This window comes from Pseudobutyrivibrio sp. ACV-2 (assembly GCF_900107545.1).
Classification (GTDB): Bacteria; Bacillota; Clostridia; order Lachnospirales; family Lachnospiraceae; genus Pseudobutyrivibrio.
Map to the genome: position 1 here is coordinate 235,178 of NZ_FNQZ01000003.1, position 14,099 is coordinate 249,276.

At 42.4% G+C, this 14,099-nt stretch carries 9 protein-coding genes; 8 read left to right on the forward strand and 1 reads right to left on the reverse strand.

From position 1 onward, the window contains the following. The first annotated feature begins 11 nt into the window (after positions 1-11). The 7 genes from asnB to BLV53_RS05740 all read left to right on the forward strand — a co-directional run bounded on the left by asnB (position 12) and on the right by BLV53_RS05740 (position 10,966). On the forward strand, positions 12-1,601 hold the full coding sequence (gene asnB / locus BLV53_RS05710) for an asparagine synthase B (protein ID WP_090298359.1): 1,590 nt from the start codon (positions 12-14) through the stop codon (positions 1,599-1,601). Positions 1,602-1,752: 151 nt separating this feature from the next. Next, on the forward strand, positions 1,753-3,846 hold the full coding sequence (locus tag BLV53_RS05715) for a glutamine synthetase III family protein (RefSeq protein ID WP_090298362.1): 2,094 nt from the start codon (positions 1,753-1,755) through the stop codon (positions 3,844-3,846). A 180-nt stretch (positions 3,847-4,026) separates the two neighbouring features. Further along, complete coding sequence (locus BLV53_RS05720) at positions 4,027-5,772, forward strand: ammonium transporter (RefSeq protein ID WP_090298365.1); 1,746 nt, start codon at positions 4,027-4,029, stop codon at positions 5,770-5,772. A gap of 119 nt (positions 5,773-5,891) precedes the next feature. Beyond that, on the forward strand, positions 5,892-7,139 hold the full coding sequence (locus tag BLV53_RS05725; protein ID WP_090298368.1) for a glutamine synthetase family protein: 1,248 nt from the start codon (positions 5,892-5,894) through the stop codon (positions 7,137-7,139). Positions 7,140-7,157: 18 nt separating this feature from the next. Further along, entirely contained in the window at positions 7,158-7,730 is a 573-nt protein-coding gene (locus tag BLV53_RS05730) for an ANTAR domain-containing response regulator (RefSeq protein WP_090298370.1), read from the forward strand. Position 7,731: 1 nt separating this feature from the next. Next, positions 7,732-9,324 carry a CTP synthase gene (locus BLV53_RS05735; RefSeq protein WP_090298372.1) on the forward strand — a complete coding sequence of 531 codons (1,593 nt, stop codon included), beginning with the start codon at positions 7,732-7,734 and terminating at the stop codon, positions 9,322-9,324. Between the two features lie 214 nt (positions 9,325-9,538). Further along, positions 9,539-10,966, forward strand: coding sequence for an NCS2 family permease (locus BLV53_RS05740; RefSeq protein ID WP_090298374.1), 1,428 nt, complete (start codon positions 9,539-9,541; stop codon positions 10,964-10,966). Between the two features lie 266 nt (positions 10,967-11,232). Here BLV53_RS05740 and BLV53_RS16985 read toward each other — a convergent pair whose 3' ends face one another. Further along, complete coding sequence (locus tag BLV53_RS16985) at positions 11,233-11,409, reverse strand: YlcI/YnfO family protein (protein WP_090298377.1); 177 nt, start codon at positions 11,407-11,409, stop codon at positions 11,233-11,235. Positions 11,410-11,569: 160 nt separating this feature from the next. Between BLV53_RS16985 and BLV53_RS05750 the strand changes: the two genes are divergently transcribed. After that, positions 11,570-14,099, forward strand: a 2,530-nt coding sequence (locus BLV53_RS05750; RefSeq protein WP_330388313.1) for an InlB B-repeat-containing protein, incomplete at its 3' end; no start/stop codon positions are given.

A 14,099-nucleotide genomic window follows, 5' to 3' on the forward strand; every position in this document is an offset into this window, starting at 1 on the left:
AAGGTGGATTTATGTGTTCTATTATGGCTTTAAGCAAATGCCACATCGACATGAAAGACTTCGAGACGGCATTTTCTAAAACAATTTCCAGAGGCCCGGACATGCAAAAGGTTATTACCATAGGCGATTCAGTTCTGGGATTCCAAAGATTATCAATAATGGGGCTTACAGAAGCAGGTATGCAGCCCTTCGAACTGGATGGAAATTATGTTATCTGCAATGGTGAGCTATACGGCTTCAAAAAGGTGAGAGATGAGCTGAAGGCAGATGGATATAAATTTCTAAGTGACAGCGATTGTGAAATCATCCTGCCAATGTATCGTAAATACGGTACAGATATGTTTGAAAAGCTTGATGCAGAATTTGCGATGGTTATCTACGACAAAGAAATTGATAACCTTATGGCAGCAAGAGATCCAATCGGAATCAGACCTTTGTTTTATGGCTATGACAGCAAGGGCGATATCATGTTTGCCTCAGAAGCCAAAAACTTAGTTGGCCTTACAAAAGAGGTTATGCCATTTCCACCTGGACATTATTACAAGAACGGCAAATTTACCTGCTATATGGATTTATCAGAGCGTCAGCCTTACACCAAAGACGATGTAGATACAGCTTCAGCAAAGATAAAAGAAAAGCTTGTGGCAGGAGTTGAAAAAAGACTTGATGCTGATGCACCTGTTGGATTTCTTTTATCAGGCGGACTTGATTCTTCACTGGTATGTGCCATAGCGCAAAAGATGATGCCAGATAAACCGATAAAGACCTTTGCAATCGGAATGAACGAGGATGCAATTGATTTGAAATATGCAAAAGAGGTTGCAGATTATATCGGTTCAGAGCATCACGAAATCATCATCAATAAAGAAATCGTACTTGAATCCTTAGAAGAAGTTGTAGCAGCTTTAGGCACCTACGACATAACGACCATCAGAGCCAGCATGGGAATGTATCTCATCTGTAAGGAAATTAAAAAGCAGTTTCCAGAGATCAGAGTTTTGCTTACCGGAGAAATTTCAGATGAGATTTTCGGATATAAATATACAGACTTTGCACCAAACGCAGAGGAGTTCCAGCAGGAGGCAGAGAAGAGACTAAGAGAGCTTTACATGTACGACGTACTTAGAGCAGACAGATGCATTTCAGTACACTCCATGGAAGCCAGAGTACCATTTGGTGATATAGATTTTGTGGATTATGTAATGAGCATCAATCCAGAAATCAAAATGAATAAATACAACAAAGGAAAATACTTGCTAAGACATGCATTCGAGGGAGACGATTACCTGCCTTACGACATTCTTTTCAGAGAAAAAGCAGCCTTTTCCGATGCGGTAGGACATTCAATGGTTTACTACCTTAAGGAATACGCAAACAGCATTTACTCAGATGAAGATTTGGAAAATGCAAAACGTAAATACGAATTCCGAGCACCTTTCACAAAAGAGTCTCTTCTATACAGAGACTTGTTTGAAAAATATTATCCAGGTCAGGCACACATGATAGCAGACTTCTGGATGCCAAATAAAAAATGGGAAGGCTGCAACGTCAATGACCCCTCAGCCCGCGTGTTAAGCAATTACGGTGCATCAGGTATTTAAATAATACCCTCATCAGTCACCTTCGGTGACAGCTTCCCCCACAGGGGGAAGCCAATACAAAGCCTTCCCCCTGTGGGGGAAGGTGGCAGCGCAAGCTGACGGATGAGGGGCACCTTGAGCATAGATATAACCTAAAGGAGGAATAAAGATTATGAGCAAAGTAACAGAAATTTTTGGAAGCAAAGTTTTCAACGATGAAACCATGAAGGAACGCCTTCCAAAGGATGCCTACAAGGCCCTGAAAAAAACAGTAGAGGAAGGACGTCCATTAGATAGAGATCTGGCAAACGTAATTGCACATGCCATGAAGGAATGGGCAATCGAGCTTGGCGCAACACACTTCACTCACTGGTTTCAGCCAATGACAGGTGTTACAGCCGAAAAGCATGATTCATTTATCCAGCCAGAGGATGGTGGCAGAATTATCATGACCTTCTCAGGCAAGGAGCTTATAAAAGGTGAGCCAGATGCATCTTCATTCCCTTCAGGCGGACTTCGTGCCACATTCGAGGCAAGAGGTTATACAGCATGGGATCCAACATCTTACGTATTCATCAAGGATGACACACTTTGTATTCCAACAGCCTTCTGCTCTTATTCAGGTGAAGCACTTGATAAAAAGACACCACTTCTTCGTTCAATGGAAGCACTTGATAAATCAGCTGTAAGAGTATTAAAGCTCTTTGGTCATGATGATGTAAAAAGAGTAATCACAACAGTTGGACCAGAACAGGAATATTTTCTTATAGATTCAGAAATGTTTAATAAGCGTCCGGATTTAATTTATACAGGTCGTACATTATTTGGAGCAAAGCCTCCAAAGGGACAGGAACTTGACGATCATTATTTTGGTACAATTAAGCCAAGAGTTTCTGCATTTATGAAAGAGTTAGACGAGGAGTTGTGGAAGCTGGGAGTTCTTGCAAAGACAAAGCACAATGAAGTAGCTCCAGCACAGCATGAGCTTGCACCAGTTTTTTCAACCACTAACATAGCTACAGATCATAACCAGCTCACCATGGAAATGATGAAAGTTGTAGCGGGTAGACATGGCATGACATGTCTTCTACACGAGAAGCCTTTCGCTGGTGTAAACGGCTCAGGAAAACACAACAACTGGTCTATATCAACTGATACTGGAGTAAACCTATTAGAACCAGGAGCTACTCCTTCCCAAAATCCCCAGTTCTTATTATTCCTCACAGCTGTTATAAAGGCTGTTGATGAATATCAGGAATTACTCCGTGTATCGGTTGCTTCTGCTGGAAATGATCACAGACTTGGAGCTAACGAGGCACCACCAGCAATCATCTCAATGTTCTTAGGTGATGAGCTTGAAGCTATCGTTGAGTCAATCATCGATGGAACAGATTATGAGGATATTAAAAAGAAAAAGATGTCAATTGGTGCTGCTGTTATTCCAAGCATTTCACAGGATACTACAGATAGAAACAGAACATCACCATTTGCATTTACAGGAAATAAATTTGAGTTCCGTTCACTTGGTTCATCTGCTTCAATCTCAGGACCAAACGTAATCTTAAACACAATCGTAGCAGAGGAGCTTGATCAATTCTCAGAGGAGCTTGAAGGCGCAGCAGATTTTGATGCAGCTTTAGCAGAGCTTTTAAAGAGAGAGCTTACAGCTCACAAGAGAATCATCTTTAACGGAAATGGTTATGCTCCAGAATGGGTTGCTGAGGCAGAAAAGAGAGGCCTTAAGAATCTTAAGTCTACAGTAGATGCCCTTCCAGCATTTATCGAGCAGAAATCAATTGATGTATTTACAAAGCATAACGTATTTACGGAGCAGGAGATTTTAAGTAGATATGATATTCAGCTTGAAAACTACTACAAGGTAATCGACATCGAGGCTCTTACAATGGATGCCATGGTAAAGAAAAATATCATGGCTGCAGCAAATGATTATCAGTATTCACTTGCAGAGACATTAAATGCCAAGGCTGCTACAGGAATCAGTGTAGATTCATCTGTAGAAAAGAAGAGATTACAGCAGGCTTCAGACCTTACAGTAAAGATGGATGCAAGACTTGAAAGACTAGAAGCTGATATCGAAAAGGCAAAAGAGCTTTCAGACACCTACGACCTTGCAAAATTCCATCACGATGTAATCTTTGCAGATATGAATGACCTTCGCGAGGTAGTAGACGAACTTGAAACAGTAGTTCCAAGCGACATCTGGCCTTACCCAAACTACGCCGAAATCCTTTACTCAGTAAAATAGTCGAAAAAAAGGCGACCCCAAAACCCAAGCCTTCCCCCTCTGGGGGAAGGTGTCAGCGCCAGCTGACGGATGAGGGCGTACCTACATACTTAAAGCACAAAGGGGTGCAGACAAAGACTTTAGTCCTAGTCTGCCACCCCTTTTTTAAATAAATACTAAACCCCAAGGAGGAAAAATATTATGGAAGAATACACAAGCACACTATTCGGTGTCTGGTTCCTAATAGGCGCTGCACTGGTATTTTGGATGCAGGCAGGTTTTGCAATGGTGGAGGCTGGCTTTACCAGAGCAAAAAACACAGGCAATATCATTATGAAAAACCTTATGGATTTTTGTATTGGTACAGTAATGTTTATCATTTTAGGCTTCGGCCTCATGTTTGGTGAAGATACACTTTTCGGTCTTGTAGGAAAACCTTCACTTCAAATCTTTACAGACTATGCAAATTTTGACTGGAGCAACTTTGTATTTAACCTTGTTTTCTGTGCTACCACAGCTACAATCGTTTCAGGTGCCATGGCAGAGCGTACAAAGTTCATCAGCTACTGTATTTACTCAGGAATCATTTCCCTTGTAATCTATCCAATCGAGGCTCACTGGATTTGGGGCGGAGGCTGGCTTGCACAGCTTGGCTTCCACGATTTTGCAGGCTCTACAGCAATTCATATGGTAGGTGGTATCTGCGCACTTATCGGTGCTAAAATCCTAGGACCACGTATTGGTAAATTCTCACGTGACGGCAGAGGTAAAATTGTAAAAGTAAATGCTTTCCCAGGACACAACATTGCACTTGGAGCACTTGGTGTATTTATCCTCTGGCTTGGCTGGTACGGCTTCAACGGTGCAGCAGCTACATCTTTAGATCAGCTTGCTTCAATATTTGTTACAACAACAATTGCACCAGCAGTTGCTACATGCACAACTATGGCATACACATGGCTTAAATTTGGCAAGCCAGATGTTTCAATGTCACTTAATGCGTCACTTGCAGGTCTTGTTGCCATCACAGCACCTTGTGATGTAACAGATGCACTTGGAGCTGTGGTCATCGGTATTGTTTCAGGTTTCCTTGTAGTATTTGGAGTATGGCTTTTAGATTACAAGCTTCGCATTGATGACCCTGTTGGTGCAGTAGCAGTTCATATGATGAATGGTATCTGGGGAACAATCGCAGTTGGACTTTTTGCTACACCTTCTGCACCAGCAAGCGAGCTTACAGGTCTTTTCTATGGGGGAGGTTTTAGATTACTAGGAATTCAGCTTTTAGGTATCTTATCAGTAGGCACATGGGCAGCAGTAACCATCACTATCGCATTTTCTGCAATCAAAGCAACAATTGGTCTTCGTGCATCAGCAGAAGAGGAAATTGTAGGACTTGATAGAACAGAGCATGGTCTTCCATCTGCATATTCAGGATTTAATATGCTTGAGGATGATTTTGATACAGATGATTACGATGAAGAGACAGCATCTCTTATTACAGAAACTCTTGAAGCAGCTGGTCTTGCAACGCCTGACGAAGCTATCGAGGTTGAGTACGCACCATCACAGATTACATCAGCTGGCAAGCCTCGTATGACAAAGGTTGAAATCCTATGTAAAGAGCGTAACCTTGAAAAACTCAAGAACGCACTTCTTAAGCTTGGCATTACAGGTATGACAGTATCTCACGTAATGGGCTGTGGTGTTCAAAAGGGAGCTCCAGAATACTACAGAGGTGTAGCTTTAGAGCCAGCACTTTTGCCTAAGATCAGAGTGGACGTAGTAGTTTGCAAGGTTCCTGTTCAGCAGGTAATAGAAACAGCCAAGAAAGTTCTTTACACAGGCCACATCGGCGACGGCAAGATTTTCGTATACGATGTTGAGCAGGTAGTAAAGATTCGTACAGGCGAGGAAGATTTTGCAGCTCTACAGGATGTAGAATAAAAATTCACTCTTTACAAAAACGTACGCATGTTGTACACTTTCAAAGTACAAGGGCGTACGTTTTTTGTGGGAGAAAATCTCATAAAAAAAAACGCTTTTTTTTATTTTCAGGAGGAAATATGTCCCAGTTTTCAATCGATGATATCCTTGAGTTTGTGGAAGAAAACGACGTGAAATTTATACGTCTGGCCTTTTGCGACCTCTACGGGACTCAGAAAAATATATCTATAATGCCACAGGAGTTGAGACACGCCTTCGAGGAGGGCGTTAATTTCGACTCCTTTCTTATTTTAGGATATGAAGAATCTGACGGTCAGGATTTGTTCTTAAAGCCAGATCCAGATACACTTCATGTTCTTCCATGGCGACCTCAGTCAGGCCGTGTTATTCGTTTCTATTGTAATGTAGTTCTTTCTGATGGAACACCATTCAAATACGATTATCGTAATTTCCTTAAGAACACACTTGAAAAATGTAATGAGCTTGGTTTTAGCACCCGCATGGGTCTCAAATCAGAGTTTTATCTTTTCAAAACAGATGAAAATGGTAATCGCACAAATGAGCCATTTGATGAGGGCGGCTATTTTGATGTTGCACCAAACGATAAGGGTGAAAACATTCGTCGTGAGATTTGCCTTACCTTAGAGGAGATGGGAATCAATCCACAGTCGTCCCACCATGAGCGTGGTCCTGGTCAAAACGAGATTGATTTCATGGCAGGAGATGTGCTTACCACAGCAGACAATCTTGTTACCTATAAAAATGTTGTTGAAAACATTGCTGCCAGAAATGGTGTATGGGCATCCTTTGATCCTAAGCCAATAGAAAATGCTCCAGGCAATGGTCTTCACATAAAGATGGCAAATTACCGTGGAGATGTTAATCTTCAAAACGAGGACAAGGAATTTTCAGAGAGCTTCATGGCAGGCATTTTAAATAGAATGAGAGATATCACCTTGTTCTTAAATTGTCGAAGAGATTCTTACAGTCGTTTTGGTATGTCAGAAGCTCCAAAATACATTACCTGGTCAGCTCAAAATAACTCCAGACTTTTAAGGGTGCCAGAGATAAATGGCAAAAGAAATAATTTTATTTTGCGTTCACCAGATTCCTGCATCAATCCATACCTAGCTAGTGCGATGGTTATTCAGGCCGGCATCGCAGGTGTTAGTAATAAGGAAAAACTTCCACCAGCGCTAGAGGTTAATTCAAGATATCTTACAGAAGATCGCTCTGCTTACTTAGAGATGCTTCCACTATCTATTGAGGAAGCAATTGAATGCGCAGAACAAAGCTCATTCATAAATGAATCAGATTTTGCAGACATAGCAGCTCGCTATATTGAGACAATCAAGGCTAGAGTTTAGTCTTAAAGGAGTAATAATATGGAAAGAGCGCTGATTGTCTGTGACAACGAGAAAGGTACCGCCTTCTACAAATCCTTCCTGAAGGAAAACGGAATTGTAGACTATGTGGTGGTAGACAATGGTCCTTCGGCCAAACGTTCACTCATGGAATATGATTATGATTTATGTATCATAAATGGTCCACTGGGAGGTTCACTTGGAGAGGAGCTTGCAATTGATATTGCAGAAAAAAATGTTTGCCAGGTTATTCTCTTTGTAAAAGCAGAATACATGGATGAGGTCACAGAGCAGGTAGAGGATTACGGTGTAATCACTGTTTCAAAACCTATCAACAAGCAACTGTTCTGGCAGGCATTGAAACTGGCCCGTGTTGCCCAAAGGCGTATAAACATGGCTCAAAAGGAAAGCAAGAAGCTGGAAAAAAAGCTCAAGGATATGAAAATCATTTCCAGAGCAAAGCTTCTTTTAATTATAAATAAAGGACTCACTGAAGAAGAGGCTCACAAATTTATTGAAAAAAAGGCGATGGATGATAGATTACCTAAAGTCCAGGTAGCCTTAGGAATTATTAAAGAATATGAAGGAGATTAAAATGACAAAGCATGTATTCGTTACCGGTGGTGTAGTATCTGGTTTAGGAAAAGGTATTACAGCAGCGTCTCTAGGACGTTTACTAAAAATGAGAGGTTACAAGGTTGCATCACAGAAGCTGGATCCATATATGAACGTAGATCCAGGTACAATGAGCCCATACCAGCACGGTGAGGTTTTCGTTACTGATGATGGAGCAGAGACAGACCTTGATCTTGGTCATTACGAGCGTTTCATCGACGAAAGTCTCAACAAATATTCAAATCTTACATCAGGTCGAGTTTATTGGAACGTACTTAACCGAGAGAGAAAGGGCGAGTACCTTGGACAGACAGTTCAGGTTATTCCTCACATCACAGAAGAAATCAAGAGATTCATCTACATGGGTGCAGAGACATCTGATTGTGATGTACTTATCACTGAAATCGGTGGTACAACAGGAGATATCGAGTCTCAGCCATTCCTTGAGGCTATTCGTCAGGTTTCACTTGAAAAGGGACGTGAGAATTGCCTTTTCATCCATGTTACATTAGTTCCATGGCTTTCAGGTTCAGAGGAGCACAAGTCAAAGCCTACACAGCATTCAGTTAAGGAGCTTCAGTCACTTGGAATCGCTCCAAACATCATTGTTTGCCGTGTAGATCATCCACTTGAGCAGTCTATCAAGGACAAGATTTCTCTTTTCTGTAATGTTAAAAAGGATTGCGTTATTGAAAATGATACATTAGATTGCCTCTACGAAGCACCTCTTATGATGCACAAATACGGTCTTGATGATGTAGTTTGCCGTGAGCTTGGTCTTGAAAATCACACTCCAAAGATCGAAGAGTGGGAGAAGATGGTAGACACAATCAAGGGTCTCGACAAGACTACAAGAATCGCAATCGTAGGAAAGTATGTTGCTCTTCACGATGCATATCTATCAGTTCGTGAGGCACTTTACCACGGTGGTTATGCTAACAACGCACACGTTGAGGTAGAGTGGGTTGACTCAGAAGAAATCACAAAGGACAATGTTAAAGAAAAGCTTGGAATGTGCGATGGTATTTTAGTTCCAGGTGGATTTGGTGATAGAGGTGTAGAAGGCAAAATCGCTGCTTGCCAGTTTGCACGTGAAAATGATATCCCATATCTTGGAATCTGCCTTGGTATGCAGGTTGCAGCTATTGAGTTTGCAAGAAATGTATGTGGTCTTGAGGACGCAAACTCTAGAGAGTTCAACAGCACAGGCAAAAACTGTGTCATCGACCTTATGGAAGAGCAGATGGCTGTTCTCAGAAAGGGTGGCACAATGAGACTTGGTGCTTATCCATGTGCAGTTCGCAAGGACACAAAACTATTTGAGGCATACGGCTCAGAAAACATTTCAGAGCGTCATAGACATAGATTTGAGTTTAACAACTCATACAGAGAAATCATGACAGAAAAGGGTCTTACTATTTCAGGAACATCACCTAACGATGAAGTAGTTGAAGCTGTAGAAGTTTCATCTAACAAATTCCACGTAGGCGTTCAGTTCCACCCAGAATTCAAGAGCCGTCCAAATAAACCACACCCACTTTTCTCAGCATTCATCAAAGCAAGTCTTAAATAAAGAGGCTTCCCCTAGAGGGGAAGCAGTCAGCGCTAAGCTGACTGATGAGGTGACCAGCCTTCCCCCTCTGGGGGAAGGTGCCCCGAAGGGGCGGATGAGGGCGTACCTAAAAAATTTATACAACGTATAATTTTTTTGAAACCTATAATTTATAAATATATAAATAGGCAACCCAAAACACAAAAAAACTAATCTCAAAAAAAGGAGAAATCAAATGTTAGAAAAACAATTCAAACTCAGCCAGAATAACACTTCTGTCAAAACAGAAATCATGGCCGGTCTCACAACATTCATGACAATGGCCTACATCATTGCCTTGAATCCAAACATCATCACAAATTACGGCGCAGGCGGTGCTGCACTTTGGAATGGTGTATTCCTTGCAACATGTATTTCATCAGCAGTTGCAATGCTTGTTATGGCATTCCTTGCCAACAAGCCTTTCTGTCTTGCTCCAGGTATGGGTCTTAACTCATTCATGGCAATCGTTATTGGTAACCTTGTAGCCAGCACATCAATGGATTATGTTCAGTCATTCCAGGCAATGCTTTGCATCATCCTCGTTGAAGGTATTGTTTTCTTTATTCTTTCTCTTTTAAATGTCAGAGAAAAGATTGTAGATGCTATTCCTCTCGGCATCAGACTTGGTATCTCACCAGCTATCGGTCTTATGCTTCTCAACATTGGTTTTGGTTCAAATGTTTACATTGCTGATTCAAACTTCAATCAGTTCTTTGTAATGAAGGATTTCTTTGGAGCACTTACAGCAGGTTATGCTAAGCAGACAATGGGTGATGCTTATCCAATCATGGTTCTTTCTGCAATCACAATGTTTGTAGGTCTTTTCATCATAGTTGTACTTGCTTCAAAGGGCGTTAAGGGTGCAGTTATCCTTGGTATGCTTGCTGCTTCAGTTATTTACTGGATTTGTGATTTTGCTATCCTTGGCAACAATCCATTTGCTTCACTTGAGACAGCTTCATTTGTTCCAGCATTTGGAGATATGGCTTCTACAACACTTTTCAAGTTCAACTTTGCTGGCCTTGCTCAGATGGGTTGGTTCACAGCAATTACACTTGTTATTACATTCTGTGTAATCGATATGTTTGATACAATTGGTACTCTTGTTGGTACAGCTTCACGTGCAGGTATGGTTGACAGAGAGGGCAATATGCCAAACATGAAAGAGGCACTCCTTTCAGATTCAGTTGGTACAATCGTTGGTTCATGCACAGGTACATCTACAGTTACAACCTTCATCGAGTCGGCATCAGGTGTTGAGGCAGGTGGACGTACAGGTCTTACAGCACTTACATGTGGTATTGCATTCCTTCTTTGCATCTTCCTTGCACCAATCGCTGCAATCATTCCAGCAGCTGCTACATCATCAGCACTTATCTACGTAGGTGTCCTTATGATGACAGGTCTTAAGAAGGTAAACTTTGATGATCTTTCAGTTTGTGTTCCTGTAACAATCATGCTCATCGCTATGCCTATCTCTGGTTCAATCGGACACGGTATCGGTCTTGCTATGATTTCATACACAGTTATCAAGCTTTTCACAGGAAAGGCAAAGGAAGTTTCAGTACTTACATACTGCATCTCAATTCTATTCCTTATTAAGTTCTTCTTAGCAGTATAAAACAAAAAAGGCTTCCCCCTGTGGGGAAGAGATAATGCTTTAGCGTTATCTGCCACCCCGGCGAGGGGAAGAGATAATGCTTTAGCGTTATCTGCCACCCCGGCGAGGGGAAGAGATAATGCTTTAGCGTTATCTGCCACCCCGGCGAGGGGGGAAGCTGTCACCGCAGGTGACTGATGAGGGCTTATCCCTCAAGTAGTCATATAGTTGATTGTTTAACATAATATACTAAATTATAAAAAGCGTATTGCAATTTGCAATACGCTTTATTTGTTGTCATCCTCCATATTTAGTAATGCAAATTCACATGCCTGAATCACGAATCCAGAGAAGCTAACATCTTTTCCCACAATAGCAGCCTCGATTCTATCTATAAGAGACAATGGAAATCTAATGGATTTTGTTTCAGTTTCTTTTTTATCTGATCGTAGTTGAAATGCCATATTGTCGCTCCTTTCTACCCTTAAACCATATATTGTGTGAAAAAATTATGAAGTATCACGAAATGTGTGAATACGGTATTGCAAATCGTAATACAGGGATTTACAATACAAATCAGATACGGGTTTAAGACTCAAATAAAGCAAGAAAGGGGATTTTTGCATGAACAGAACAAAATATTTGGCTAGATTAGGTTTATGTGCAGCTGTTTCAGCTTCTATGGCATTTAATGCTGCCCCAGTAGCAAACGCCGCAGAATTATCTCAAGCCAAGAATCCGGCTCAGATTCATTATGGAGTTGTATCAGAATCCGACCAATCATTATTGAAGGGTTTATTTGATTATGAATATTATAAGAAAATGAATCCAGATGTTGTTGCAGCAATAGGGGATGATGCTGCAAAACTTTTCGAGCATTTTGTAAAATGCGGTATTTTTGAGGGAAGATCATTAAGTGTAAACTTTAACGTAAATGCTTATGCCAGTGCATATTCTGATTTAAGTAAGGTTTTCGGTACAGATATTCTGTCATACTACCGCCACTATGCATTGATAGGTTCAAAAGAAGATAGACCTATCACCACATTAAAGGCAGCAGCTGACGCAGGTATTACCGTAACATCTCTAGTAGATAACACAGTTAAAATCACTCCTGAAGTATATCATATGGCTGAGAAGACCGGTGAGACAGATTTGGCAAAAGTTGAGAAGTCCATCGTAAAACCTTCATCAACCAGCACATCCAGCTCAGGAAGCTCATCTAGCTCAAGCGGTTCATCAAGTAGTAGCGGAAGCGGCAAATCTTCCCAATCTACATCATCTGCCACAGAAGGTAAAACAGACGCAACCCCTTCAGGCGGCCAGAGTCAGGAGACAAAACCATCCGAAGAAACAAAACCTTCAGAGGAGACAAAACCATCTGAAGAAACAAAACCTTCAGAGGAGACAAAACCATCAGGAGAGACAAAGCCATCCGGAGGAGGAACAAAGCCAAATCCGACTGTAACTGTTGCAGTAACAGGTTGTGAGATAGATATAAAATCACCTAAGGTTGGGGATACGATTAGTGCAACAGCGACCTTCAGTAATTCTTCAAGTGTACCGAGTGGCACAACCTATGCTTGGTATAAATCCACTGATGGAGAGAATTGGGGAACAGCTATCGCTGGTAAGACTTCCAAGGACTTCGGAGAGGTTACCGAGGATTATCTTAATAACTACATCAAGGTCGTTGTTACCTACAACGGAGTTAGCAAGGAAGCTAAGACGACCGCTAAAGTAGTTCAGAACTATACCATCTCTAAGGCATCAGGCATCGAAAACGGCGATATCGCATTCTCATCAGCATACGCTGCGGAAGGTTCGACCATCACCGTGACGGCTACGCCGGCTGAAGGATTTGGATTAGCTACGGTAACTGTAAATAGCGGAGCGGTGGAAGCTACTCTCGTAGGCAATGCAGCGACGTTCACAATGCCTGCGGAAAATGTAACGGTAAGCGCTACGTTTGCAGCGGAAGGAACGCTTGAGAACACAGTGACGATTAAGAAAGACTCGTCAGATATCAAGACGGCATTCAGTGAGTCGACAGAAGGTTCACCATATACAGGATTTGATCTTGCGACTATTAAGACAGATTTTGAAGTTGCTGCTGCAGCAGGAAATGTGAACATTAAGTATGAGCTGAAAGGAGCAAGTGATTATTCTGTAGTGAGTGCTCCGAATGCGGCTGGAACGTATAAGGTTACAATTACAGTGGCGGGCGCGAGTGAAGCTTATCAGGCAGTTGAGCCTATCGTGGGTTATATAAGCCTTGCAAAGGCAGGCGCCACAGCAACCGTGACCCGCACGGGAAAAGTCGATGCGGGCACCTATACGCAGGCTGATTTCTTTGCGCTGTTCACGACGACCACAAACAGTGACGGAGAGCAAACATGGAGCCTTAAGAAGGGTTCTGATGAGTACGCAGCTGTAGGAGAAAATGTTGAGCTAGAAGCCGGTGCGGAATACACCGTGAAGCTTGAAATCGCGGAAAGTAATGATTATGAGGCTCTTGCAACACCTGTTGAGACAGCGTTCACGGTTAAGACTAACGATAGCACGCTTGGCCTCGATGGTCCGACAGAGAACCCGAAGGCTGGAACCAAGACTGTCGCTCAGTTCAAGGAACTGTTCACGCTGACCCAGTCAGGAAGCAGAGACGAGACATGGTACTATAAGAAGGCTGCTGATCAGAACTTCACGGAGCTTACCACTGATGTGGTTCTGGAAGTTGGAACCTACAATGTGAAGGTTGAGGTCGCCGGAGACGATGATACAAACGCCGGAGAGGTTACAGCAAACTTGACGGTGGATGCGGACACAACAGCTACCAAACTTGCCCTCACGACAGCACCTGTGCTTGAGACCACGGCAGGCGGCGGTACTCTTTCGACTCAGCCGATCATCACGATTCAGGATGCTGACAGCAACACCGTATCGACAGCGACAGACACCGTGACGGTGGCTCTGAGTGGAACGGGCGCAGGTAACTGCACGCTCACCGGTACGACAGAAGTTGCGGCGGTGAATGGCGTTGCGACATTCACGAACCTTTCAGTTACAACTGCACAGGAGAGCGACCAGACAGTCACCCTGACATTCACGTCTGGAACTCTTACACAGGCAGTCAGCAGCGAGATCACGGTTAAAG